Source organism: Burkholderia ubonensis (genome assembly GCF_902833085.1).
Taxonomy (GTDB): Bacteria; Pseudomonadota; Gammaproteobacteria; order Burkholderiales; family Burkholderiaceae; genus Burkholderia; species Burkholderia ubonensis.
The window spans coordinates 558,403-584,219 of the sequence record NZ_CADFEB010000004.1 but is presented as its reverse complement, the minus strand read 5'-3'; the positions used below and the strand labels follow the sequence as shown (position 1 = coordinate 584,219).

At 66.4% G+C, this 25,817-nt stretch carries 23 protein-coding genes and 1 tRNA gene; 10 read left to right on the top strand and 14 right to left on the bottom strand.

Annotated features, from left to right (window positions below; translation table 11 throughout):
- Positions 1–34: 34 nt before the first annotated feature.
- Both HWX31_RS13930 and HWX31_RS34760 read right to left on the bottom strand, forming a co-directional pair.
- A complete protein-coding gene (locus HWX31_RS13930) occupies positions 35–817 on the bottom strand; it encodes a hypothetical protein (protein ID WP_174963768.1) in 783 nt (260 codons plus the stop codon).
- Between the two features lie 159 nt (positions 818–976).
- Complete coding sequence (locus HWX31_RS34760) at positions 977–1,159, bottom strand: hypothetical protein (protein ID WP_208456081.1); 183 nt, start codon at positions 1,157–1,159, stop codon at positions 977–979.
- Between the two features lie 743 nt (positions 1,160–1,902).
- On the opposite strand from HWX31_RS34760, the gene HWX31_RS13920 reads away from it, so the two are divergent.
- Positions 1,903–3,117, top strand: a complete 1,215-nt coding sequence (locus tag HWX31_RS13920) for a hypothetical protein (protein ID WP_174963766.1) — start codon at positions 1,903–1,905, stop codon at positions 3,115–3,117.
- A gap of 27 nt (positions 3,118–3,144) precedes the next feature.
- On the opposite strand, the gene HWX31_RS13915 is transcribed toward HWX31_RS13920, so the two are convergent.
- The 9 genes from HWX31_RS13915 to recA all read right to left on the bottom strand — a co-directional run bounded on the left by HWX31_RS13915 (position 3,145) and on the right by recA (position 12,103).
- A complete protein-coding gene (locus tag HWX31_RS13915; RefSeq protein ID WP_059635324.1) occupies positions 3,145–3,492 on the bottom strand; it encodes a TonB family protein in 348 nt (115 codons plus the stop codon).
- 276 nt (positions 3,493–3,768) lie between these two features.
- Positions 3,769–5,562: a PglL family O-oligosaccharyltransferase gene (locus HWX31_RS13910; RefSeq protein ID WP_174963765.1), complete on the bottom strand. Its 1,794-nt coding sequence runs from the start codon at positions 5,560–5,562 to the stop codon at positions 3,769–3,771.
- Between the two features lie 120 nt (positions 5,563–5,682).
- Positions 5,683–6,264: a pilin gene (locus tag HWX31_RS13905; protein ID WP_174963764.1), complete on the bottom strand. Its 582-nt coding sequence runs from the start codon at positions 6,262–6,264 to the stop codon at positions 5,683–5,685.
- A gap of 99 nt (positions 6,265–6,363) precedes the next feature.
- On the bottom strand, positions 6,364–7,077 hold the full coding sequence (locus HWX31_RS13900; RefSeq protein ID WP_174963763.1) for a TerC family protein: 714 nt from the start codon (positions 7,075–7,077) through the stop codon (positions 6,364–6,366).
- 155 nt (positions 7,078–7,232) lie between these two features.
- Entirely contained in the window at positions 7,233–8,114 is an 882-nt protein-coding gene (sucD, locus tag HWX31_RS13895) for a succinate--CoA ligase subunit alpha (RefSeq protein ID WP_010090788.1), read from the bottom strand.
- Positions 8,115–8,181: 67 nt separating this feature from the next.
- Positions 8,182–9,348, bottom strand: coding sequence for an ADP-forming succinate--CoA ligase subunit beta (gene sucC / locus HWX31_RS13890; protein ID WP_010090787.1), 1,167 nt, complete (start codon positions 9,346–9,348; stop codon positions 8,182–8,184).
- 68 nt (positions 9,349–9,416) lie between these two features.
- A complete protein-coding gene (locus tag HWX31_RS13885; protein ID WP_029226350.1) occupies positions 9,417–10,013 on the bottom strand; it encodes a DUF2889 domain-containing protein in 597 nt (198 codons plus the stop codon).
- A 144-nt stretch (positions 10,014–10,157) separates the two neighbouring features.
- Positions 10,158–11,033 (bottom strand): recombination regulator RecX, encoded by an 876-nt coding sequence (gene recX, locus HWX31_RS13880; protein WP_174963762.1) that lies wholly within the window; start codon positions 11,031–11,033, stop codon positions 10,158–10,160.
- On the bottom strand, positions 11,033–12,103 hold the full coding sequence (gene recA / locus HWX31_RS13875) for a recombinase RecA (RefSeq protein WP_059526678.1): 1,071 nt from the start codon (positions 12,101–12,103) through the stop codon (positions 11,033–11,035). Before recA ends, recX begins: the two co-directional genes overlap by 1 nt.
- Positions 12,104–12,290: 187 nt before the next feature.
- Between recA and HWX31_RS13870 the strand changes: the two genes are divergently transcribed.
- From HWX31_RS13870 to HWX31_RS13855, 4 genes are all read left to right on the top strand, one after another.
- Complete coding sequence (locus tag HWX31_RS13870; protein WP_059615490.1) at positions 12,291–13,019, top strand: response regulator transcription factor; 729 nt, start codon at positions 12,291–12,293, stop codon at positions 13,017–13,019.
- Positions 13,020–13,037: 18 nt separating this feature from the next.
- Positions 13,038–14,594: a sensor histidine kinase gene (locus HWX31_RS13865; protein ID WP_174963761.1), complete on the top strand. Its 1,557-nt coding sequence runs from the start codon at positions 13,038–13,040 to the stop codon at positions 14,592–14,594.
- A 225-nt stretch (positions 14,595–14,819) separates the two neighbouring features.
- Positions 14,820–16,478 (top strand): MFS transporter, encoded by a 1,659-nt coding sequence (locus HWX31_RS13860; protein ID WP_174963760.1) that lies wholly within the window; start codon positions 14,820–14,822, stop codon positions 16,476–16,478.
- Positions 16,479–16,600: 122 nt separating this feature from the next.
- A tRNA-Met gene (locus HWX31_RS13855) sits at positions 16,601–16,677 on the top strand.
- 195 nt (positions 16,678–16,872) lie between these two features.
- Here HWX31_RS13855 and HWX31_RS13850 read toward each other — a convergent pair.
- The gene (locus tag HWX31_RS13850; protein WP_174963759.1) at positions 16,873–18,357 is read right to left on the bottom strand and encodes a fatty acid desaturase family protein; all 1,485 of its coding nucleotides are present in this window, start codon (positions 18,355–18,357) and stop codon (positions 16,873–16,875) included.
- 88 nt (positions 18,358–18,445) lie between these two features.
- Between HWX31_RS13850 and HWX31_RS13845 the strand changes: the two genes are divergently transcribed.
- On the top strand, positions 18,446–19,135 hold the full coding sequence (locus HWX31_RS13845; protein ID WP_244143745.1) for a hypothetical protein: 690 nt from the start codon (positions 18,446–18,448) through the stop codon (positions 19,133–19,135).
- Positions 19,128–20,246 carry a hypothetical protein gene (locus HWX31_RS13840; protein WP_244143744.1) on the top strand — a complete coding sequence of 373 codons (1,119 nt, stop codon included), beginning with the start codon at positions 19,128–19,130 and terminating at the stop codon, positions 20,244–20,246. The genes HWX31_RS13845 and HWX31_RS13840 overlap by 8 nt, the downstream gene beginning before the upstream one ends.
- On the opposite strand, the gene HWX31_RS13835 is transcribed toward HWX31_RS13840, so the two are convergent.
- The gene (locus HWX31_RS13835) at positions 20,234–21,154 is read right to left on the bottom strand and encodes a hypothetical protein (RefSeq protein WP_174963756.1); all 921 of its coding nucleotides are present in this window, start codon (positions 21,152–21,154) and stop codon (positions 20,234–20,236) included. The two genes, HWX31_RS13840 and HWX31_RS13835, sit on opposite strands and share 13 nt — an antisense overlap.
- The gene (locus HWX31_RS13830; protein WP_244143743.1) at positions 21,151–22,134 is read right to left on the bottom strand and encodes a metal-dependent hydrolase; all 984 of its coding nucleotides are present in this window, start codon (positions 22,132–22,134) and stop codon (positions 21,151–21,153) included. The genes HWX31_RS13835 and HWX31_RS13830 overlap by 4 nt, the downstream gene beginning before the upstream one ends.
- Before the next feature lie 81 nt (positions 22,135–22,215).
- On the opposite strand from HWX31_RS13830, the gene HWX31_RS13825 reads away from it, so the two are divergent.
- The 3 genes from HWX31_RS13825 to HWX31_RS13815 are packed head-to-tail and all read left to right on the top strand — an operon-like array spanning position 22,216 to position 25,794.
- On the top strand, positions 22,216–23,085 hold the full coding sequence (locus HWX31_RS13825; RefSeq protein WP_244143742.1) for a fatty acid desaturase family protein: 870 nt from the start codon (positions 22,216–22,218) through the stop codon (positions 23,083–23,085).
- Between the two features lie 13 nt (positions 23,086–23,098).
- Positions 23,099–24,679, top strand: a complete 1,581-nt coding sequence (locus HWX31_RS13820) for a GH3 family acyl-acid amido synthetase (RefSeq protein ID WP_174963754.1) — start codon at positions 23,099–23,101, stop codon at positions 24,677–24,679.
- Positions 24,673–25,794, top strand: coding sequence for an aromatic ring-hydroxylating oxygenase subunit alpha (locus HWX31_RS13815; protein WP_174963753.1), 1,122 nt, complete (start codon positions 24,673–24,675; stop codon positions 25,792–25,794). The genes HWX31_RS13820 and HWX31_RS13815 overlap by 7 nt, the downstream gene beginning before the upstream one ends.
- Positions 25,795–25,817 lie beyond the last annotated feature (23 nt).

Sequence of the window (25,817 nt, the reverse complement as noted above, 5' to 3'; positions counted from 1 at the left end):
AAGCGATGACAGCCCGGCGCCTGACATCGAGCACTCAATATTTCGGAATATCCATAAATCTCCGAAAGCTTTCCTCGTAGCAAGCGGCGATTGCTTCCAAGGTCGCAGATGCGATATGAGGATTCGTTCTTGCCGGACGTGCCGAAGGCCACCACATTCCATTGTCTTTGATATATGCAGCGACAAGGCCCAGATAGTCATCGTCGCAATTGGCTCGAAGCCGGCCGAAACATCGATCAATCAGATCAGCGGGCAATAGATCGGCTGAAGTCTCCCAGGGGTCTTCTACAGTGCCAGCATCCGCGTCGATCACTCGCGTCATGAGAACCTTGCGCCAGCTATCTTCAGGGCTGGCGTCGGACGTTATAAGGTGAGCAACAGCGGCATATGGGAACCCATGAGACAACATGGCCTTGGCTTGAGAAAAACCAAACTCGTTCGGCGATTTCCCTTGCTTGGTGAATTTGGCACGAACAGCCTTCAGTTCAATCACCAACGTTTCGGACACTACCAGTTCGTCGTTCTCGTACGGGATCACCAGTAGATCGATGTCGCCTGGAAAAGACATTGCGGGCAGAATGTTGGCCGAGCGTACAAATCCGCCGACCATCACTCCGCTACCCCGGCCCATTGAATCGAAAAAGCGCGGCACTATCCCGCTGTAGCAAGCGCCGAAGAGACGGCGATTACAGATAAGACGAGCGCCCAAAGCGATTTCGTCGTCTTTTTCAACCAAAGTTTTAGGCAAGACAATGGCCGCTTCCCCATCGCGGATTTGTCGCGGGCGGTGCCGTAAAGGAATTCGTAGGCTATCCATTTGGCTTTTGCGAAGTGCGGTCGATACCAAGCATCTGACCACTTGCCCATCTCGCAAAGACATACAGGACGGCCGCATGATCTGCCTTGTCCGTATGCTCAAGGAAAAGGATTTCGTCTCGTGGTCGCCTAGCGAAGCCAATCTCGAAAAGCCGTTTCATCAGTCCTCCATCTGGAAGAGTGGCGCTGTCGGCTTCAGACCGTACCGGTCCGCGATTGTCGAAGCCCATTGTCGGTGATCGGCACTCGACGGATGGAAGTGAATCTCGGTCTGGAATTTCGGCCACTGACCAGCCTGTCGAACCAAGTAGACCACTTCGGCCTCAATGGTTTCGATGTCCAAGCACGGATCGCTCTCCGGCGGATCACGGTGACACCATATATCCAAGCTGGCCGCCGACAACTCATGCCGCCACGCGTAGCCGTGGTAGCCATTTTCTCCCGACGCACTCCATCCCAGACGCAACCGATTCCGCACCGGTTGCTTAGTAATTCCGACGTAGATCGGTCGCTCATCGACACTAACGATGTACAACTTCGGTAGGCCGGATGTCGCGAGGCCGGAAAACTTATCGGTTCCCAAGGGACACTCGACCGAGAATCGGCTGCTATCAAACGATAGCTTGTATCGACCAACCCATTCTATCTGCACTGGTTCTCTCCCCGACGATTACGAACTTGCCATTGTCAGTCCATCGATTCGACCACTACGGACGTGGCTACTCCACTTCGCAAAACCGACGGGCCAATGGTTCTACGAGATCGTATCCCCGTAACTGTCGCAGCCATCTTGCCGGAATACAATGCAGACCGTACTTGATGCCCGCCAAAGCCACATGCGACCGCACCCGCATCGCCGCACCCGGGCTCCGCGCACTGCTGAATTGCTCGGCGACCGCGCGCTGGCCGCTGCCGAAGGAACGCGCGGCGGGCAGGCTCACATTCGGCTGCCGGATCTTCGGTTCGGAAACGAGTCCTGTGGAAGGCCTGTAAAGCTGTCGCGGGTGCCGCCCGCCCTGTTTCAATCGCATTGCCCTGCCGAGACCACTACGGTGGCCGGTCGGCAGATACCCCTCAGAGTCCCGGATGAAAACAATTCAGAAAATCGCTGCGCTCGCGTTATGCATTGCATCCGCCGGCCCGTCCGTCGCCCATGCCGCAAGCAGTAGTTGTCCCGCCGCCGACGCCGCCGCGCGCGCGGCGCTCGACGCCCGGCATCGGCTACAGCAGATCCCGGGCCAGCAAAGCGGCGACGTCACCGAAGCCTTGTTGCCCGCTCAGCGCGATGCGATCCGCGCGTACAAGCGGGCGCTCGTCGGCGCGATCGACGCGCGGCTCGCGTGCAGCGACGAACGCGTCGAGCCGGCCGCACTGCAACGCACGCTCGCCGCGACGCTCGGCGTGTCGGCGAAACCGGGCGCGTCCGACGGCAATTCGTCGTTCGGGGACAATCCCACGGTCCAGGTGGAACGCGCGGCCACGCCCCGGCCGCTCGTCCTCGTGCGCACCGGCTTCGACGTCAACTGCGGCGACGACAACCTGCTCGCCGGCTATGCATGGGACAACAGCGGGGACAACGGCGGCTGGCGGCGCGTGCTGCGCTGGCAGAGCGACGACTACAAGGACGTCTCCGGCGCGTACGGCCGGGGCTTCGAATTCGCGGCGCTGCCGGGCGGACAGGTGGTGGTCGTGCACGGCACGCCCTGGTGCACGTCGACCTGGACTCACTTCGTCGCCGATGTGATCGTGCCGGCGAACGGCACGGCGCCGCAGCGCGCGGTGTTCCGGATGAGCAAGGACTACTGGTTCGAAGAAGACAACTTCCGGCTGAAGACGCGCCCCGACGGTTTCGAGCTGCGTGCGGCGGTCCGCTCGATCGACTTCGACCTGCTGGTGCGGCCGGGCATCTACCGCTATCGCGTGGACGGCGACGCCGTGCACCGCGTGCAGCCCGCCGCCGCAAACGGCCGGGACTTCGTCGACGAATGGCTGAGCGTCGACGATACGCTCGCGCGCGAATGGAGCGCCCCCGAGTCGGCCGCTGCCGCGTTGAGAGCGCGGCAGGCGCTCAACGAACAACGCAAGGCGCCCGGTGCGTCGTTCGGGTACGGCGCGGTGCGCGGCTGCTCGACCGCGAAGGATCGCTTCCAGGTCGAGATCGCGCTGACCGGCAAGTCAGGGCAACCCGTCGCGAAGCGCTACGGCCTGATCCGCCAGGAAGCCAACGGTTTCACGATGCTCGGATTGCAGGACGCGCCGGAGCCGACGTGCCGCGGCGCAAACCTGATGCCGCGGCACTGATCCGCGCAGGCAGCCGCGGCGCGTACGTCAGCCGCCGCGCCGCGGCTCGAACACGAACGGCTGCGTCAGCGTGAACGGATTCGCCGCAGGCCCCGTCTGCGAGCAGGTCGCACGCGACATCGCTTCGGCCGCCGCGCGGTCCGCGGCGGCATTGCGGCTGCTGGTCGTGATCGTCACGTTTTCCGCCACCCCGGAGGTCGTCATCAGCGCCCGCACCAGCACCGTCGCGGGACGCGTGAGCGGCTTGGCCGTCTCCGGATAGACGGCGCGCGGGATACGGCACGTCAGCTTGCTGTCTTGCTGCGAGGACACCGCGCAGCCGGCGAGCAGCACGGCGACGACGGGCAGCGCAAGGTAGGTCGGGCAGGTAGCCATGTTCGAATTGGAATCTGTTGCGTTGCTTCGGGACGAGCCGGCCGCGCAGCCTGCGTTCCCCGAGGCTGCGATGACCGGATACTGCAGCCGACGATGCCCGACCGGATCGGCGGGCATCGCGACACTTGCGCGCATTGTGCGCGCCCTGCCCGGCCGGCAGGGCGATTTGACAATGCTTGACACGAATCCGCCGCAGACCGCCGGGAATCCGCGCGATCCGCGGCGTAATCGATGCGACGCCGAACGCGCCCGGAGCGAGCGAATCGGCGGGCCGGCTTACTCGGCGTCGTCGTCGTCCGACTCGTCGAGCGCGTCGGCCGGCACTTCCCCGTACTTCGCGACCAAGGCCGCCTTGAAAGCCTTCAGCGACGGCTGTTCGTCACACAGCTTGTACAGCGCCGCGAGCTGCTGCGGCCAGTCCTTCAGTTCCTTCGCGAAAACATGCAGGCGCGCGATCGTATCCAGCGCGTCGGCGTCGCGGCCGTCCAGCGCCTGCAGCACCGCATAGCGGCGCAGCACCGTCTCGCCGGGCAGCAGCGCGATCGCGCGTTCGTGCGCCGCCAGCTTGGCCGGCAACGCGTCGCGTGAAAGCGTGAGCAGCGTCGCCGCGCCGTAGTCGCCCCACGCGCCGAACAGCAGCGACGGCGCGTCGCGATACTGCGCGGCCGGGTCGGTGCCGTAATACAGCACTTCCGCGCGCTGATAGTCGCGCAACACCGGCAGCGCCGCGAGCAGGCCGCCGAACGTCAGCAGCACGAACAGCGCGAACGCCGCGCGGCCCGGCACGATGCGCAGCGGCTTTGCCTCGAGCAGGCCGATCACGAACATCGCCGGCAGCAGGAAGAACATGTACTGCTGCGGATACTCGACCAGCGCGTGCATCAGCAGCACGCCGACCAGCGCGAAACCGAACACGCGCGTGCTCGTCTGCGGCGCGCGCAGCGCGCGCACGAACCACAGCACGAGCATGACGACGAGCACGCCGAGGCCGAGCAGGCCGGATTTCGCGAGCAGGTCGATGAAGATGTCGTGCGAGTTGTTCGCGATCTCGACGCCGCCGAGCGCACGCGCGAGCGCGAACTGGTGCGACGGGAACTCGCCCCAGCCGACGCCGAGCAGCGGATGCTCGCGGAACATCGCAAGGCCGTACTTCCAGAGCGCGAGGCGCGGCGCGATCTGGCCTGCGTCGCGCATCCGTTCGGCCGCCGACACCGCGAGATTCAGGTGATAGTGCAGGTTCGCCCAGCGCACCGCGCCGTTCACCGCGACGAACACGGCGGCGAGCAGCACGGGCATCAGCCACGCCCGCGCACGCACGTTGGCCGGCGTGCCCGGCTTGTCGCGCGATTCGGCCCACGCCATCCAGAAGCCGGCGACCACCATCACCGCGACCTGCAGCCACGGCCCGCGCGACACGGTGAGCGCGAGCCCGCCCGACAGCACGACCGACAGCATCAGCCACGCCCACACGGCGAGCCGGCGCGTCTGCACCAGATACAGGGCGCCTGCGAGCGCGAACGCGATGTAGGTCGCCAGGTGGTTCGCCTGCGCCATGTTGCCGTACGGCCGGCGCTCGGTCGCAATGTTGTACACGACGACGAACGGCGACAGCACCGACTCGAGCCGGAACAACTGCACGACCTGGCAGAACACGGCGAACACGCCGCCGATGAGCAAGGCGCCCGCCATGATCCGCGCCGCCGCTTCCGCGAGCTGCTCGCGCGCGAGCGCGTAGCCCGCCTGCATCGCGACCAGCGCCGCACCGAGGTAGCCGATGGCCAGCCAGTTCATCGACGGCACGCGCAGCGGCATCAGCGCGACCTGCGCGACGAGCACGGCCGCGAAGCCGAGCGGCGCGGCGAACGCGGCCGGCGCCGCAAACGGCGTGGCCGGCCGGCTCGTCCGCACGAGCAGGACCACGGATGCGCCCAGCAGCAGATACAGCGCCAGCGCGGAAAACTCGGAATAGAAGGTCGGAATCGGATACGTGTGATTCGTGATCGCATACGGCACGATCAGGGCGACCGCCAGCGCGACGAGCGGCAACGAGCGGGAAAAGGAAGAGGGCATGAGCAAACCGGATATCAGCAACCGGCGCACTATACAAAACTTTCCCCGCTCTGTGCTGAGCCGTCACGCCGGATGCATGGCCAACTGCATCGATCCGGCGAACACCGCCCTGCCCGTCCGCTACGCGCGGCACTCGGCCGGCGCATACTTCGCCGGCAGCGTCGCGGCTTCGGCCGGCAGCGGCCCCGCCCCCGGCGCGGGCAGCGACGACGCCTGCTTGCCCGCGGCGAAGCACTCCCACGCGATCGCGCCCGCCTGCATCGCGCCTTTCCTGAGCGCCACGCGCGCGGTCGGCGCCTCCGCCTTGTCGGGCGCGGACGGCACCAGTACCAGCGTGTTCGCGTCGCCGGCCGCGACGCGGGCGGTAAAGACGACCGAAATCTGGCCCGTCTCGTCGTCGATCCGGACCGACTCGACGTTGCGGGTCGCGGCCGGCGGGCTGTAGCCGCCGGCGAGGCCCGCGCCGCTCGCCGCGTTGTCGGCTACCGCAAGCCGCGCGGACGACGCGAGCGCAAGCCCCTCGCCGACCCGCGAACGCGCGAGGTAGTCCTGGTAGGCGGGAATCGCATAGGCGGCGACGACGCCGACGATCGCCAGCACGATCATCAGCTCGATCAGCGTGAAACCGGCGAGACGCCGGCGCGCCCGCCGCAGGTCGACGACCAGACGGCGGAACAGGGAAACGGAAAAGGCTTCGAACATGACAGGCTCCGGAAACGAAAAACGCCTGCCGATCAAGGCAGGCGTTTCGATCGTAGCCAGCGGGCCGCGCGGCCGGCAGTCGGCCGGACGGCCAACGCGTCAATGCGAACCGGGCGCGCCCGACGTGCCACGGCGCTTCCTCAGCGCGTAGCCGGCCACGACGACGATCAGCGCGCCGGCGATGCTCGCGCCATGGATCGCCGCCGGCGTGTCGAGCAGCGGCCAGCGGTCGCCGGCCGGGTCGTTCACCATCAGCCCGCCGGCGATCCAGCCGAGCAGCCCCGCGCCGAGCGTGACGATGACCGGAAAACGGTCGAGCATCTTCAGCACCAGCGTGCTGCCCCACACGATGATCGGCACGCTCACGACGAGCCCGAAGATCACGAGCGCGAGCCGGTGCGACGGGTCGGCCCGCTCCGCCGCGCCGGCGATCGCGATCACGTTGTCGAGGCTCATCACCGCGTCGGCGATCACGATCGTCTTCACGGCGGCCCACAGCTTGTCGGCCGGCTTGACGTCGTCGTGCGCGTCGGCGGCAGGCGCCATCAGCTTGATGCCGATCCACAGCAGCAGCACGCCGCCCGCGAACTTCAGGAACGGCACGTCGAGCAGCGCGACCGCGAACGCGATCAGCACGATCCGCAGCAGGATCGCGCCGACGGTGCCCCAGACGACGCCGCGCAGGCGCTGGTTCGCCGGCAGGTTGCGGCACGCGAGCGCGATCACGACCGCGTTGTCGCCGCCGAGCAGGATGTCGATGACGACGATCTGGAACACGGCGCCCCAGTGGAGCGTGGACAGGAATTCGAGCATGGACGGACGCGGGGTGGACAGTCTGCCGGGCGCAGGCGCACGCGGGTTCGCCGCCGGCCGCACGATGCGCGCGCAGCCTTACGGGAATATTTTGCGAGAGTAACAAAAAACGCCGGCTGGGCCGGCGTTTTCTGCAGGACGAACCCAGGCGGAATTTACAGCGCCTTCTTCAGCAGGCGACCCATTTCCGACGGGTTGCGCGTGACGGTGATGCCGCACGCTTCCATGATTTCCAGCTTCGCTTCGGCCGTATCCGCACCGCCCGAGATCAGCGCGCCGGCGTGGCCCATGCGCTTGCCCGGGGGCGCCGTGACGCCCGCGATGAAGCCGACGACCGGCTTCTTCATGTTGTCCTTGATCCACTGAGCGGCGTTGGCTTCGTCCGGACCGCCGATTTCGCCGATCATCACGACCGCATCCGTGTCCGGATCGTCGTTGAACATCTTCATCACGTCGATGTGCTTCAGACCGTTGATCGGGTCGCCGCCGATGCCGACCGCCGACGACTGGCCGAGGCCCAGCGCCGTCAGCTGCGCAACGGCTTCATACGTCAGCGTGCCCGAACGCGACACGACGCCGATGCGGCCCTTGCGGTGGATGTGACCCGGCATGATGCCGATCTTCAGTTCGTCCGGCGTGATCGTGCCCGGGCAGTTCGGCCCGAGCAGCAGCGTCTTGCGGCCTTCGCGGCGCATGCGGTCCTTCACTTCGATCATGTCGCGGACCGGAATGCCTTCCGTGATGCAGATCGCGAGATCCAGGTCGGCTTCGACCGCTTCCCAGATCGCAGCAGCAGCGCCTGCCGGCGGAACATAGATGACCGACACGGTCGCGCCGGTTTCTGCCTTCGCTTCCTTGACGCTTGCGTAGATCGGAATGCCTTCGAAATCTTCGCCGGCCTTCTTCGGGTTCACGCCCGCGACGAATGCTTCGCGGCCGTTTGCATATTCACGGCAGGCGCGCGTGTGGAACTGACCGGTTTTGCCGGTAATGCCCTGCGTGATGACCTTCGTGTCCTTGTTGATCAGAATCGACATGTATTTTGACCTCTGTTCGATTGGCGTCGCGTGTCAGCCGCGCCGCCATGCGTATTCGACGATAGCGTTACTTGCCTTCGGCAGCCGCGACAACCTTCTGCGCGGCTTCTTCCATGCTGTCCGCCGAGATGATCGGCAGGCCCGAATCGGCCAGCATCTTCTTGCCGAGGTCTTCGTTCGTGCCCTTCATGCGCACGACGAGCGGCACGTTCAGGTTCACGGCCTTCGAACCGGCGATCACGCCTTCCGCAATCACGTCGCAGCGCATGATGCCGCCGAAGATGTTCACGAGGATCGCCTTCAGGTCCGGGTTCTTCAGCATCAGCTTGAACGCTTCCGTGACCTTCTCGGTCGTCGCGCCGCCGCCGACGTCCAGGAAGTTCGCCGGCTCGCCGCCGAACAGCTTGATCGTGTCCATCGTCGCCATCGCGAGGCCCGCGCCGTTCACGAGGCAGCCGATGTTGCCGTCGAGCGAGATGTACGCGAGGTCGAACTTCGACGCTTCGATTTCAGCCGGATCTTCTTCGTCCAGGTCGCGGTACGCGACGATTTCCGGGTGGCGGAACAGCGCGTTCGAGTCGAAGTTGAACTTCGCGTCGAGTGCGATGACCTTGCCGTCGCCGGAGACGTTCAGCGGGTTGATTTCAGCCAGCGATGCGTCGGTTTCCCAGAATGCCTTGTACAGGCCTTGCAGGATGGCACGCGCTTGCGGAATCGAAGCAGCCGGCACGCCGATCTTCGCGGCGAGATCGTCGGCCTGGGCGTCGAGCAGGCCGGTCGACGGCTCGACGATGACCTTGTGGATCAGTTCCGGGTGCTTTTCGGCAACTTCTTCGATGTCCATGCCGCCTTCGCTCGAACCCATCAGAACGATCTTTTGCGAGATGCGATCAACGACGAGGCTGACATACAGTTCCTGCTTGATGTCGGCGCCTTCTTCGATCATCAGGCGGTTGACCTTCTGGCCTTCCGGACCGGTCTGGTGCGTGACGAGCTGCATGCCGAGGATCTGGTTCGCGTATTCGCGAACCTGCTCGATCGACTTCGCCACCTTCACGCCGCCGCCCTTGCCACGGCCACCCGCGTGAATCTGAGCCTTGACGACCCAAACCGGGCCGCCGAGCTCTTCCGCCACCTTGACGGCCTCGTCAACCGAGAACGCCGGCTTGCCGCGCGGTACCGCGACTCCGAATTTCCGCAGGATTTCCTTACCCTGGTACTCGTGAATCTTCATGCGTGATTCCCTTCAGTCTGAGAGTTGGATGAAAAGTCGTTCAGGACGCTTCTTCGAATGATTTCCGTTCATTCCTTCGTGCCGCCTTCCGGCCGGCTCGCGCCATACCAGCGCGGGTAGTACTGCCGCACGACCTCGCCGTCGAACCGCAGCGCACGGCAGCGGCCGAGCTGGAACGGTGCGTCGTCGTGCGCGCCGTCGTGATCCGGCGCTTCGCCGCCCTCCTCGCGCACGTTCCACACGTCACCGGCGAACGCCTGGATCGCCGCCGTCGGCAGCACGGCGCACAGTTCGGTGAGGTGGGAGCAGCCCGCGACGCCGGCCAGCAGGCGGTTCGCATTGCGGCGGAAATTGCGGAAGAGATTGAGCCCGACGAGGGCCCGATAGGCGGGAGCGGCGGATTGACAGTGACCGGGATACGGCACCCATTCCGAAGACGCTTCGGCGTCGACGACATTGAGGTCACGATCGATGGTCACGCGCAGCCAGAGTTCGTGGATCGGCAGGCCCTGGGGCCGGATGCCCGACGCAAGCGCGACGTCGCGCGGCTTGTGGTCGGTCAGGCAGGCTTCGATGTCCCACAAGCCGTCGCCGCGCTCGTAGGCTTCCGCTCGGATTGCGCGTCGATGTCGCAACTGACGGGGCACGGGCTCGGATAGCGGCATGCTGGAGGTTGAGGCCGAAGAGGAAAACCGGCGGATTTTACCATATCGGGTATTTGGGACAGGCCGACGTGACGGCGGGTATTCCCGCCTGTCAGGAAGTGGTTGCATTGCAGCAAAATCGCGCACCGCGCGCGACTTCGGCGATCAGTCGTCGCCGAACATGTCATCCCCGCACTTCAGCAACTTCACGATGGTCGCACTCGAGAAGCCGCGCGCCGCCAGGAAGCGCGCCTGCTTCGCGCGCTCGGCGGGCGTTTGCGGCAGCGCACCGAATTTCTTGCGCCAGACCGCCTGCGCGCGTGCCCATTCCGTCTCTCGAAGCTGCGCGCTCACCTCGTCGACGAGGGTGTCGCCGACCGCATGGCGCTTCAGTTCGTTGACGATCCGCGCGGCGCCGACCCGCGACGCGCGGCGATGCACGAGGCTCTCGGCGAAACGCGCGTCGGACAGCCAGCCTTCCTGCTCCAGCGCATCCAGCACCGGCTCGACGGATTCGTCTTCGCCGGCATAAGGCGCGAGCTTGCGCGCCAGTTCGGCGCGGCTGTACTCGCGCCGGGACAGGTAGCCGAGCGCGCGGCCCTTCAACGACCGAACGGGTTTCGAAGACGAAGGCTTGCGCGCCGATGCGCCGCCGTCCGCGTCGGCGGCGGTGCCGGACGACCGGCGCGTGCGACGCGGGTTCTGGCTCGTGCGGGTGTAGACGTCTTCCGTGGCTGCGGCGGACGCAGCGGAGGACGCACTTTCGCGCGGGAAGCCGACGCCGGACACGCGGCGGCGCGCGCGGTCGTGCGCATCGAACGATTCGTCGTGTTCGAACGGATCATCCGGCGCGGTCACTTCAAATGAAACGAGGGCATCGTCGGATGCCCTCGTCGCGGTGCGGTTCGCGGCATGGATGGCTGAAGCGCCCGCGGACCGCCGGCTGGCGCCAGGGGACGCGACGCGCCGGTCGGAATCGCCCGGCGCGCTGCGCGCGTCGTGCTCCTCCGGCCCGCCTGTTCCGCCCCGGCGCCTGACCATCACTCTTCTTCGTCCATCGCCTCGGCTTCGTTGCCTGCGCCATCGGGCATCGCGGCGACGCCGAGCGATTCGCGAATGCGGTTCTCGATCTCGCGAGCGATTTCCGGATTCTCGCGCAGGAATTCACGCGCGTTGTCCTTGCCCTGACCGATCTTCTCGCCGTTGTAGCTGTACCAGGCACCCGCCTTGTCGACGATCTTCGCCTGCACGCCGAGGTCGATGATTTCGCCCTGACGCGAGATGCCCTCGCCGTACAGGATGTCGAAGATCGCTTCGCGGAACGGCGGCGACACCTTGTTCTTCACGACCTTCACGCGGGTTTCGTTGCCGATCACCTCGTCGTTCTTCTTGATCGAGCCGATCCGGCGAATGTCGAGACGCACCGACGAGTAGAACTTCAGCGCGTTGCCGCCCGTCGTGGTTTCCGGGTTGCCGAACATCACGCCGATCTTCATCCGGATCTGGTTGATGAAGATCACGAGGCAGTTCGTGCGCTTGATCGTGCCGGTCAGCTTGCGCAGCGCCTGCGACATCAGACGCGCCTGCAGGCCCGGCAGCGAATCGCCCATCTCGCCTTCGATTTCGGCCTTCGGCACGAGCGCCGCGACCGAGTCGATGACGATCATGTCGATCGAGCCCGAGCGCACCAGCGCATCGGTGATTTCCAGCGCCTGCTCGCCGGTGTCCGGCTGCGAGATCAGCAGTTCCGGCACGTTCACGCCGAGCTTCGCCGCGTACTGGACGTCGAGCGCGTGTTCGGCGTCGATGAACGCCGCGGTGCCGCCGAGCTTCTGCAGCTCCGCGATCACCTGCAGCGTGAGCGTGGTCTTGCCGGACGATTCCGGACCATAGATTTCGACCACCCGGCCGCGCGGCAGGCCGCCGACGCCGAGCGCGATGTCGAGGCCCAGCGAGCCCGTGGACACGACCTGGATGTCCTCGGTGGCTTCACCGTCGCCCATGCGCATGATCGACCCTTTGCCGAACTGCTTCTCGATCTGCGCGAGCGCGGCGGCCAGCGCCTTGCTCTTCTCTGCAGTCAGCCCGGAGCCTTTCTTGCTATCTTCCATGAATCGTCCTTTGCTATGATGAGCAGCGTCTGATTGAGGTGCGCCGGACGAGCCGCTGCGCACGAATGCAGACACTGTATAAAAAAACAGTGTTTTATGCAAGCCCGCAATTGGGCCGCGCAACACACGAACCACTTCGGAGACAGCCGCGCCGGCATGATCGCCCTGCCGGCCACCGGTTACGCACATGCGAATTCTCATCGCCGAAGATGACAGCATACTCGCGGACGGCCTCACCCGGTCACTCCGCCAATCGGGCTATGCCGTCGACCACGTGAAGAACGGCGTCGAGGCCGACACGGCCCTGTCGATGCAGACGTTCGACCTGCTGATCCTCGATCTCGGCCTGCCGAAGCTGTCCGGGCTCGACGTCCTGAAGCGCCTGCGCGCACGCAATTCCAACCTCCCGGTGCTGATCCTGACCGCCGCCGACAGCGTCGACGAGCGCGTGAAGGGCCTCGACCTCGGCGCCGACGACTACATGGCCAAGCCGTTCGCGCTCAACGAGCTCGAGGCGCGCGTGCGCGCGCTGACCCGGCGCGGCGCGGGCGGCGGCCCGACCGTCGTGCGGCACGGCTCGCTCGCGTTCGACCAGGTCGGCCGCATCGCGTACGCGAACGACCGCGTGCTCGACCTGTCCGCGCGCGAGCTCGGCCTGCTCGAAGTGCTGCTGCAGCGGATCGGCCGCCTCGTGTCGAAGGAGCAGCTCGTCGACCATCTGTGCGAATGGGGCGAGGAAGTCAGCAACAACGCGATCGAGGTCTACGTACACCGGCTGCGCAAGAAGATCGAGCCGAGCGGCGTGCGAATCGCCACCGTGCGCGGGCTCGGCTACTGCCTCGAGAAAGTCGCCGCCCCCCCGCCGTCCGACGCGGCGGAGCCCCACCCCGCGTCGGCCGGCACGCCGCTGCGCTGACGGCCGGCCGTCGCCGCGATGGCCACGCCGGCCCGTTCCCCCCACCCGACCGGCGAGCCCGCTTCCGCCGCCGACGCCGCACGCGACGCGCGCTACGAGAACCCGTTCGCACCACCCGACGAAACCGACGCACCCGAAGCCGCGCGGCCGCGCTCGCTGTTCGGCGAGATCCTCGACTGGATGCTCGCGCCGCTCCTGCTGCTGTGGCCGATGAGCATCGCCGTCACGTATCTCGTCGCGAAGACGATCGCGAACGGCCCGTTCGACCGCGCGCTCGAGACCAACGCATACGTGCTCGCGCGGCAGATCCACCCCGTCAACGGCGTCGCCGAGCTGACGCTGCCGCAGGCGACCCGCGACTTCCTGCGCGCGGACAACGTCGACAGCGTCTATTTCCAGGTGCTCGGCACGCGCGGCGAGCTGGTCGCGGGCGAAGCGGACCTGCCGCTGCCGCGCGACGAGGACCGTCCGCCGCCGGGCGTCGTCGCGTTCCGCGACGACCTGCTGCGCGGCAACGACGTCCGCGTCGCGTATACGACGGTCGCGCTGCCGCAGCCGAGCGGCCCGCAGCCGGTGCTCGTGCAGGTCGGCGAGACGCTCGACAAGCGCAACGCACTCGCGAACGACATCATCAAGGGCGTGATCCTGCCGCAATTCGTGATCCTGCCGCTCGCGATCCTGCTCGTCTGGTTCGGGCTGTCGCGCGGGCTCGCGCCGCTCAACGCGCTGCAGGCCCACATCCGCGCGCGGCGTCCGGACGACCTGTCGCCCGTCGAGGCGCAGCGCGCGCCGCCCGAGATCGAGCCTCTCGTTACGTCGTTCAACGACCTGCTCGCGCGCCTCGAGCAGAGCATGGCGCTGCAGAAGCGCTTCATCGCCGACGCCGCGCACCAGATGAAGACGCCGCTCGCCGGGCTGCGCACGCAGGCCGAATTCGCGCTGCGCCATGACGTGTCGGCGGACGTGCAGCGCTCGCTCGAACAGATCGCGACGAGTTCCGAGCAGGCCGCGCGGCTCGTCACGCAGCTGCTCGCGCTCGCGCGTGCCGAGAATCGCGCAAGCGGGCTGATGTTCGAGCCCGTCGAGATCGCCACGCTCGCGCGGCGTGCGGTGCGCGACTGGGTGCAGGCCGCGCTCGCGAAGCGGATGGACCTCGGCTACGAAGGCCCGGACGCCGGCGACGATGGCGCGCCGCTCGACGTCGACGGTAATCCGCTGATGCTGCGCGAGATGCTCGGCAACCTGATCGACAACGCGATCCGCTATACGCCGGAAGGCGGCCGCATCACCGTGCGGGTGCGCGAGGATCGCGCCGCGCGGCTCGTGCACCTGGAAGTCGAGGACACGGGCCCCGGCATCCCCGCCGCCGAACGCGAGCGCGTGCTCGAGCGCTTCTACCGCATCCTCGGCCGCGAAGGCGACGGCAGCGGCCTCGGGCTCGCGATCGTGCGCGAGATCGTCGCGCAGCACGGCGGCACGCTGACGCTCGACGATCACGTCTACCAGGAGACGCCGCGTCTCGCGGGCACGCTCGTGCGCGTGACGCTCCCCTTGCACGACCCGGCCCCGGAATAACCCTGACATGCGCCGCAGCATCCTGCCGCAACGCCGCTGATTGCACGAACTTGCGCGCCGTTTCCCGAGCGAACGACACACGAAGACAGCCGTTCGCCGCGGGTTAACGTGGCATCGTTTTGTGCCTGCGAGTCAGTGCGCCGTAAGTTTGCCTGCCAATAATCGTCGACAGGCTCGCCTTCCAGGGCGACCCAACACCTATATCAAAAGACTTGGAGACGATTCATGGCAACGTTAGGCGGGCAAATTGCGCGCGCGCCGATGACCGGCGAAGAGAAGAAGGTGATCTTCGCATCGTCGCTCGGCACCGTGTTCGAGTGGTACGACTTCTACCTGGCCGGCTCGCTTGCGGCCTTCATCAGCAAGAGCTTCTTCTCCGGCGTCAACCCGACCGCCGCCTTCATCTTCACGCTGCTCGGCTTCGCGGCCGGCTTCGCGGTGCGCCCGTTCGGCGCGATCGTGTTCGGACGGCTCGGCGACCTCGTCGGCCGCAAGCACACGTTCCTCGTGACGATCGTGATCATGGGCATCTCGACGTTCGTGGTCGGCTTCCTGCCCGGCTACTCGTCGATCGGCATCGCCGCGCCGGTGATCTTCATCGCGATGCGGCTGCTGCAGGGCCTCGCGCTCGGCGGCGAGTACGGCGGCGCGGCGACCTACGTCGCGGAGCATGCGCCCTCGCACCGGCGCGGCTTCTACACCGCGTGGATCCAGACGACCGCGACGCTCGGCCTGTTCCTGTCGCTGCTCGTGATCCTCGGCGTGCGCACGATGATCGGCGAGGAAGCGTTCGGCACGTGGGGCTGGCGCGTGCCGTTCGTCGCGTCGATCCTGCTGCTCGCCGTGTCGGTGTGGATCCGGCTGCAGTTGAACGAATCGCCGGTGTTCCTGCGCATCAAGGCCGAGGGCAAGACGTCGAAGGCGCCGCTGACCGAGGCGTTCGGGCAGTGGAAGAACCTGAAGATCGTGATCCTCGCGCTCGTCGGCCTGACGGCCGGCCAGGCCGTCGTGTGGTACACGGGCCAGTTCTACGCGCTGTTCTTCCTCACGCAGACGCTGAAGGTCGACGGCTCGAGCGCGAACATCCTGATCGCGATCGCACTCCTGATCGGCACGCCGTTCTTCGTGTTCTTCGGCTCGCTGTCGGACCGGATCGGCCGCAAGCCGATCATCCTCGCGGGCTGCCTGATCGCGGCGCTGACCTACTTCCCGCTGTTCAAGGCGCTCACGCACTACGCGAACCCGCAGCTCGAGCTCGCGACGATGAAGGCGCCGATCACCGTCGTCGCCGATCCCGCCACCTGCTCGTTCCAGTTCAACCCGGTCGGCACGTCGAAGTTCACGAACTCGTGCGACATCGCGAAGAGCGCACTCGCGAAGGCGGGCCTGAACTACGAGAACGTCGCGGCGGCGGCCGGCACGAACGCGCAGATCAAGGTCGGCGACACCGTGATCGACGCCTACGACGGCAAGGCGGCCGACGCGAAGGCGAAGGGCGCGGCGTTCGACAAGACGCTCGCCGCGACGCTGAAGTCCGCGGGCTATCCGGCGAAGGCCGATCCGTCGCAGCTCAACTGGCCGATGACGATCGTGATCCTGACGATCCTCGTGATCTACGTGACGGCGGTCTACGGGCCGATCGCCGCGATGCTGGTCGAGATGTTCCCGACGCGGATCCGCTATACGTCGATGTCGCTGCCGTATCACATCGGCAACGGCTGGTTCGGCGGCTTCCTGCCGGCAACCGCGTTCGCGATCGTCGCGGCGCAGGGCAACATCTACTCGGGGCTGTGGTATCCGATCGTGATCGCGCTGGCCACGTTCGTGATCGGGCTGCTGTTCGTCAAGGAGACGAAGGATTCGAATATCTATGCGCAGGATTGACGGTCGAGGCGCCTGCTTCGGCCGCTTGCAGCGGGCCGGAGCGCGGCGCCGGCAACTTTTTTCGAGAAATATGAAAAAAGGTGTTGACACACCGGGTGGGCATCAGCATAATTCAAGTCTTCGGCGAATTAGCTCAGTCGGTTAGAGCGACGGAATCATAATCCGCAGGTCCGGGGTTCGAGTCCCTGATTCGCCACCAAACAAAACAAAGGGTTAGCTTCGGCTAACCCTTTGTCGTTTACGGCGTCCAATTGCCAATGGCGGCAAGCCCGAACGGGGCTTGCAGTTGCCAAGCCATGGCCGAACAAATGCAACTCCCCGCACGCGCGCTCGTGACCGGCAAAAAGATCAGCGCGACGCCCCCGCCCCGCAAGCGCTCGTCGCGCAGCCAACACTAACGCCCCCTCTTCCATCCTTGCCCGCCTGGGTCGGACGCACCGGACCAGAGCAGCGCAGGCAACTGCCGCGACGATAGAACCGGCTCGCCGGATGCACGCAGTTCGGGCAGGCGATGCCACGCCACGTTGGGCTCACGATGATGCTGCTGGTGATAGTTGATGTTGTATGGCCAGATGAAGAAGCGTCCCAGCAGCCCGACGCGCCACGAATAGGTCCAATCGTGCCAGCCGGGCGTGATGCCCGGTCCACCGCTGTGTTCGGCGATGCTGCGGATTTTCTGCAGCAGCGCGCCGATCGTGACGAGCGGCGCGAACCAGAGCGCCACGAGCGTCAGCAGATCGCGAACCGTGCACGCATGCACGAGCGGAGCGAGCAGGACGCCCCATGTCGCGACTGCCGCAAGCAGCGGCAGCGTGATGGACGCGCCGCGTCCGTTCGCGCGTCGGTACGCACGCATGTTCTTCACCATGTTGACCACGAGCAGATCGCCAAGCAATTGCCGGATGAGCGGCAACGCATCGAGCGGCTCGAATTTCCACGGCTGCGCGTGATACAGAAAATTCCGTTCGGGGTCCTGTGAAGTACCGACGTGCCGATGGTGCGCGAGATGCAGCGGGCGGTAAAACTCGATGGGCACGAGTCCCGGCACGCCGATCGCGACGTTGATCAGATAGTCGTTCGCGAAACGGCGGCGGCTCAAGTGGTAGTGCGTCGCATCGTGATACAGGATGAACAACGCGTGCTGCCGCGTGGCGACAACGACGGCCGCCAGCAGGTAGACCGCCCAATGGCCTGCCTCGAGCGCGATCCGCAGCATGACGATGATGCAGAGCCATTCGAGCAGCAATGCACCGACCGTACGCAGGTCGACGTCGAGACGGACGAGCACGGCCGTCGCACTGCCCACGCCAATGCCAAGCGCGACGCCCACCAGCATGTCTCCAAGCAGATGCTGGCCGGTCGTCAGGACCGTGAGCGCCAGCACCGCACTCCACGCAGCGTAGTAGCGCGCAGCCCGGGCACGCAGCGCGGCCAGCGCCACCGCGACCGCGACGGGCAGCGCGACATGGCCGCTCGGACTCGCGGCGAGCGGCGTATCGATCCGGTACAGCCATGCGAGCCATCCGGTCGCGACAGGCGGCCGGATCACGGCAGTCGGCCAGAACACGTGGCTGACGAGGCAGAGGCCAGCGGCAAGCGCACCTGCGAAAAACGCAGGCAGCAGCCAATCGCAGCGCCGGCCGAACCAGACGATCGACGGCATGACGAGCGCGTAACTCAGATACAGCGGCACGCTGGCGGGCACGCGCGGAACGAACGCGTCGTAGGGCCCGGGACGCAACAGGTGCACGGGCGCCAGCGGCGCATGCGTGACCCAGAAGTAGAGTGCGCCCGACACGGCGACGTAGATTGCAAGCCAGCGCCACGCGTTGGGGGCAGGCGGTGCGGAAGAGGCGGGAAAAGGAGGCGTGGCGCGCATGAGAAAAAGGGAGCGGCTCGATCGAGTATGATGATAAATCGTTTCAGCTCGCATGAATAACGACGCCATGCCGCTTCAAGCCAGTTCCATGACGCGTGCGCAGCTGCGCGACGTCGACATTGCACAGATGTATGCGCTCTATTCGTCCTGCTACCGAGACACGCAATTCGAGCGCTTCGAACACGACCTCGACGACAAGACACATTGCATCGTCATGCGCGACGACACGGGGCAGATGCGCGGTTTTTCCACGCTGAAGCTTTACGACCAGCAGTGGAACGACTCGGCGCTGCGCGTCCTGTTTTCCGGCGATACGATCGTGGATCCCGCCTGCTGGGGCAGCCAGCAGCTCGCGTTCAGCTGGATCCGGCTCGCCGGCGAACTCAAGCGGCTCTCGCCCGACGTCGCGCTCTACTGGTTTCTCATTTGCAAGGGGCATCGCACGTACCGCTACCTGCGGGCATTCGCGCATGACTTCGCACCACGCTTCGACCGGCCGACCGCGCCAGCGACCCAGGCGCTGCTCGATCACCTTGCCGTCGAGCGCTTCGGGCGCGTGTACGACTCCGCGTCGGGCGTGCTCAACTTCCCGGTGCCGCAAGGCCGCCTCGCCCCCATCCTCGCCGGCGTGCCGGACGCGCATCGGCGACTGCCGGACGTCACCTACTTCCTCGAACGCAATCCTCACTATGCGCGCGGCGACGAGCTCGTCTGCCTGTGCGAACTGACGCCGGAAAACCTCAAGCCGATGGCGCGACGGATCTTCGCCGGTGAATGAGCGGATGACGCGAATCCGGCCGGCAGCGGCGGTCGACAACGAACGGCTCCTCGCGTTTCAAACGCGCTACGCGATGCGCGGCGGGATGCCGCTGCGCTTCGATCGCGCGCCGGATTATTTCGCGCTGCACCGCTGTCATTCGGATGACTATCGAACATGGCTCGCGGAAGACGACGCCGGCCATCTCAAGGGAATGGCGAGCCTGGTCGTCCGCGATGGCTACCTGGCCGGAAACGCGCAGCGTATCGCCTATCTTGGCGACCTGCGCATCGCACCCGATCGCCATCTGACGCGCACATGGACCGGCTATGTACGCGATCGCCTCGCAGAACTGGCCGCGCATGACGGCGTCCATCATGCGTATTGCTGCGTCATCCGCGACAACCGGATGGCGATGCAATCGCTGTTCGGCGCGGGCAAGCCGGCCCGGCTCGGGTTCCGGCATTGGCGCGGCTACAGCAACGTGTCGATCTACGCGCGGCGCATGACCGCCCGACGCACCCGCCCTGTCACGGTAACGAACGCGTCAGCGGACGATACCGAAGCGCTGCGCGAGTTCCTGGACCGCGAATCGCGTTCCCAACCCTTCGGCTGCGTCTTTACCCGGGCCGAATTCGAGCGGCGCCTGAGCGTCTGGCCGGACTTCGGGATCGAGTCCTTCCTGGTGGCGCGCAACGCGAACCGTCGCATCGTGGGCTGCGTCGCGCCGTGGGATGCGGGGTGCATCAAGCGCATCGTACTGGAACGACTGCCGTGGGAACTCGGCGCACTGCGCCACGGCTTCAACGCAGTCGCGCCATTGCTTGGGCGCCCCCGGATCGCCGCACCCGGTCACGCGCTGCGGGACATCTATCTGACTCACCTGCAAGTGAGCGGGCGCGACCCGGACATCGCGCAGGCGCTGCTGAACGCGGTCTGGCAACGGGAGCGGAGCCGCTACGCGCTGATCCAGCTGTGCCTGTACGATCATGATCCGCTCTGGTCCGCGCTGCGCGGCTATCGATATACCGCGCTGCCGATGGACCTGTACACGCTGTCCACACCGGGCACGCCCGCGCTTGACCTAAGCGACGACGAGCGGATGCCCGGCTTCGAGATTTACCTGGTCTGAGCGCCGGCGGCCGTGGCCGGCCGTGTCGCATCAAGGAGCGCGACTAGCGCAAGCCAGAAGCGCCCCGCGTCGAAGCCCGCGCCACCGAGTACCGGCTGGCCATGGTCGAGATGCGGCACGCACACTTGCGGCATGCCGCGAATCGTCTGGTGGTCAAGATAGAACTGTCCGTCGTGCGCACATCCGGGGCGATAGCGATCGAGGCGCGGGTGATGCGCATCGAAGCGGGACTGGCGCTCTACCGACCAGCTCACGACATGCACGCAGTGCAAATCGTCGGGCAGCGCGGACAACAGGTTCGCGATGCCGGAATCACGGCCGCTGCCGATGTCGCGCGAGCCGGCATGCAGCCAGCGCGTGCGCAACAGCTTGCCCGCCGTCCAGCGCAACCATGCGGGATCGATGCGCGCGCCGCGTCGATCGAGCAGACCGTCGACGATCGCGCTCGGGCCGACTGGCGGCTGAACGAGCGCGATGCCGTCGCAGCGGGCACGCAGCCCGGAATCGGCATGCAGCGCCGCCAACGCATCGAGCCCGCCCTTGCTGTGGGCGAGGACGATGAAGCGACTGCCGGCCGGCATGCGTGCACGGAGCGCACGCACGATATGCCGCCCCTGCTCGACGACGCCGCGCGACGAGCGGACCGGCACGCGCAGGACCGGATGCCGCGCGGCATGCAGCGCGCGCGCCGCATGCCGGAAGCACGCCGGAATCCACTCGGAATAAAGTCCGGCAATCAGCACGATGATGGTGTTCGCGCGCGCCGCGGCGCCGGACGCGTGCCAGCAGTCGATGAAGCGCGCCGTCCAGTCGAGTGCCGCGGGCGCGCGTTCGAACGGCGTCGACGGGTAGTGTCGCCGCCAGTCGTCGAAGCCGTACGGCAACCAGGCCGGATGCGACGCAATCATACGGACTCCGTCGCTGCGGCATCGGCGGCAGCGAGCGCTGCGCGGGCCGCGGCAAGCGTTGCCGGGTTGCCGATCCGGCCGGGGTGAAAGCGCGGCGAAAACCACGCCAGCCACGCGGGCAGCACGCGGGTGAACACGCCCGGCGCGCCGAACAGCCACCAGCCCAGCCGCGCCCAGCTCCGCCAGTTACGGGCGTCGCGATCGGCGACGGCGAGAAGGGTGACGAAATACCCCAGATCGACGACGAAACACGCGGTGACGCCGAGCATCGCCGCAGTCCGCATGACGTAGCGCTTGACGGCCCCGCCGCCGCACGCGCGAAACACATCGAAAGCAACCGTCTTGTGTTCGGTTTCCTCGACCGCATGCCACCGCCAGATCGCGGCCATCGACGGGTCGGCGCCGTCGAGGATAGCCGGATCGCGCAACAGCAGATCGGCGAGAATGGCCGTGTAATGCTCGAGACACGCGGTGAATGTCAGGCGCAGCAGCGGCGATGCGACGCGTCGGCATTGTTGCTGCCGTCGCTGCATGATCGCTTCGAGCGCGTCGACGGGCATGCCTTGACGAGCGAGGCGTCGGTTGTACGCGCGGTGTTCGCGGATATGCGTTGCCTCCTGATGCAGGAACGCATCCACCTGGGCGGCGAGCATGCCGTCGGCCGGCAACGCATCGCGGTACTGCCTGACGCTGTCGACGAAAAACTTCTCGCCGAGCGGAAACATGATCGAGAACGCGTCGAAGAAGCGCGTCACGCGACTTTGGCCGCGATACCAGTAGCGCGGAATGTCGTCCGCAAAGCGGAAGTGCGGATCGCGCCGACGGATGTCGGCCTCGTCATCGCGGGGCGCGTGCATTGCGTCGTCGGGCCGTCCGGTGGACATGGTCTGGAGTGGTCGTGGCATTGACGCGTGCGGCAGCCGGCGCGCGTATTGTTCGATGACGGCGATCGAAGGTATGCTCTGCGTCGCTGCCACCATCCATGTCCGAATTGTATGTTCGTTGCCGATGCCTGCGCCACAGATAATCGTTCGCCGCGTTTCGACCGGCTGAATCTGTGCGTGCTCGCATTGCAGAGCGTTGCATGGGCCGGCATCCTGACGTGGCTGTCCCACGGCAGCAGCCCGCTCAGATGGCTGGCGCTCGCGCCGTTCTGCCTGATCATGCAGGGTGTGTTCTCGATGATGCACGAGACGTTCCACGGTTTCGGCCATCGGCGCGGGACGATCAACTACCTGATGATGTGGTGGGCGTCGACGATGTTCGGCGCGGCGGCAACGCTCATCCACGTGAATCATCTCGGTCACCACGTACGCAACCGGACGCTTGCGGAGCGGGTGGATTTCGTCGATCCGGACGCGTCGCTGTGGCGCAAGCGAATCGAATACTACGCGGCGATCGTCGGCGGCATCTGGTTCGCGAGCCTCGTCGGCAGCGTCGTCCTGGCCGTGCTCCCCATCCGCATCCCGTCCGGCTGGGCGAAGTACGGGCGCGACAACACGTATGCGGCTGCGTTCCGGGACTTCGATACGGCCGGGTTCCGGCGAATCCGTTACGAAGTCATCGCGGGCGCGGCCACGTGGGCCGCGCTCGGCATCCTGCTGGACTGGAGGTCGCTCGACATCGCGATTGCCTATCTCGCATTCGCGTTTTCATGGTCGTCGCTGCAGTGGGTCTATCACATGCATACCCCGCTCGACGTGGTCGAAGGCACCTACAACATGCGTGCGCCCACGCTGGTTCGCTGGGCATTCCTCAACTTCAACTACAACCTCACGCATCACCGGCATCCGAGCCTGCGCTGGCAGGAACTGCATGCGCGTTCCGATCCGGGCGAAACGCGGCCGCTGTGGTACGGCTGGCTGCATGTGTTCGAGCCGCCGCGCCGCTTGCCGAGCGATCTGACGCAGCTCGACAAGACCTATTTCTGACAGGGGGACGCACGTGCGTGCACAGGATGCGTGGGCCGCCTTCGCCACTTCCGCCGAGCCGTTCCGCGACGCGTGGCTGGCCGCGCTCGACGCACCGGCCGACACGCAGGCGGCCTATCTCGCGCGCCTGCTTGCCGCGAACCGGAACACGGCGCTCGGCGTCGCGAACGGATTCGCCGACATCGCGGACCCGGCGCAGTTTCGCGAACGCGTGCCCGCGACGACGTATGCCGGCATGCGTCCGTGGATCGATCGTGCGCTCCGCGAATCCGGCCCGATCCTGACCGCCCAGCCGCCGCGCTTCTTCGAACGCACGAGCGGCAGCAGCGAACGGCAGAAGCTGATTCCATACACGCCCGCGTTTCTCGACGAGCTGCAGTCCGCGCTGGTCGTCTGGCTCGCCGATCTGTACCGCGAGGTGCCGGGCGTCGCCGCCGGACGCGCGTACTGGTCGATGTCGCCGCCGATGCAGCCGCGCGAGCGTGCCGCCAACGGCATCATGATCGGCTCGGAGAGCGATCTCGATTACCTGGCGGGCAGTCCGCTCGTCGGCCTGCTGCCGACGCTCGTCGCGCCATCGCTGTCGGGCGACCGTGATGCATGGCGCAACGAGACCCTGCGCGCGCTGATCGCCGCCGACGATCTCGCGTTCATCAGCGTATGGAGTCCGACCTTCCTGACCAGCCTGCTTCGTCCACTGTTCGACGAAACCGAACCGCGGCGCAGCGACACGCTCGCGTTCCTGTTCGACGCACTGCCGTCGGCGCGCGCGGCAGCGCTGCGGCGCGCGCTCGACGACGGCAACTGCGGCCCGCTGTGGCCGCGGCTCGCCGCGCTGAGTTGCTGGATGGATGGCCCGAGCGGGCGCTATGCAGCGCATGCGCGCACCTTGTTCCCGCAGGCCGCGTGGCTCCCGAAAGGCTTGTTCTCGACCGAGGCGGTGGTCAGCCTGCCGTTCGGCAACGATGCCGGCTGCCCGCTCGCGATCCGCAGCCACTATCTGGAGTTCCTGCTCGACGACGGTTCCGTCGTGGGCGTCGAGGGATTGAAGCCGGGCGACACCGCCGAGGTGATCGTGACGACGGGAGGCGGCCTGTATCGCTACCGGCTCGGCGACCGGGTGCGCGTGACGGGATATGCGGGGCGGACGCCACGCGTCGTATTCGTCGGGCGGACCGGCGCGCAGAGCGATCTCGTCGGCGAAAAGCTGGACGAAGCCTGTCTGGCCGCTTCCCTCTCGGAGGCGCTGCGGCCCGGCGACGAGGGGTGCGTGATTCCGTGCGCGGATACCGATCCGCCACATTACATGCTGGTGCTCGCAAGCGATGCGCGAGACGTCGCCGGCGTGCGCGATGCGCTCGAACAGGCCCTCGCACGCGCGTTTCACTACCGGCACGCGCGCGCGCTGGGGCAACTCGGCCCTCTGCGCGCGGCACGCGTACCGGGCGGCGCCGCGCATCTGGCCGATCTGGTTCAGCGCGCGCACGAGCATGCGGGCATCCGGGCCGGCGACGTCAAGCCGCGCGCGCTGATCGGCCGGGTCGCGGTCGCGGACGCGCTGCGCGCATTCATCGAGGACGAGTGGTCATGCTGAACGTATCCATCGCAACGACACGCGATCCTTGCCGCGGGTCGGCGCCCGACGCCGAGGCCGAAGCATTCGGCGCGCTGGCCGAGCATTGGTATGTCGCGTGCACCGAAGCAGAGGTGAAGCGAGACAAGCCATTGGGCACACGCTTGCTCGGCCTTGGCATCGTGCTGTTCCGGGCATCAGACGGCGAGATCGTCGCGCTCGTCGATCAATGCGTGCATCGCGGCACCAGGCTGTCGGCAGGACGGATCGCCGACGACTGCCTCGTGTGCCCGTATCACGGCTGGCATTACGACCGGCACGGCAGCGTTACGCGGATTCCGAGCATCGACGGCGCAAGCGGGCCACCGACGGACGCCGCCTATCCGTATCGCCAGCGCACGCTGCCGGTGCTGACGCGGCACGGGCTCGTCTGGGTCTACCGCGGACGAGGCGACCCGGCCCTGAAGCAGCCGTTCGACATGCCCCACTATGGCGAGCGGCCGTGGCAGTCGTACTACATGGTCAATACGTTCGACGGCGATCTCGGCGCGCTGGTCGAGAATTTCATGGACGTTCCGCATACGGTATTCGTGCACGACCGGATCTTCCGTTCGGCGAGCGGGCGACGGCTACGGGCGACCGTGGCGCTCAAGCGGCAGAGCGTCGAGGTAACTTATCACGACGACGGCGACAAGATCGGCATGCTCGACTGGCTGACCAATCCGGGAAAGGAACCGCTCCGGCATACCGACCATTTCCTTGCACCGAACGTCACGCGTTGCGACTATCACTGGGGCGGCCGCTCGAGCTTCCTGATCATCAGTCAGATCACGCCGCTCGATGCACGCCGCTCGCGCGTCTACACGTACATTGCGTATCGTTTCGCGTTGCCGGTCGCCTTGCTGCGTGCGCTGAAACCGCTGCTGCACCTCTACACGCATTCGGTGATCCAGCAGGATGTGCGGATCATGCGCGCGCACCGTGAGGGGCTCGACAACGCGGCCGGCTTCACGCCATCGAGCGTGCGCGCCGACGTGGTCCACGTTGCGATCGGCCGGTTGCTGGCGGCCGCGCAGCGCGGCGAACCGTTGCCGGACGCGCAATGCGGCACGAAGTCGATGGAATTCATCATCTGAGCGTCGCCGCCCCAAGCCGGGCG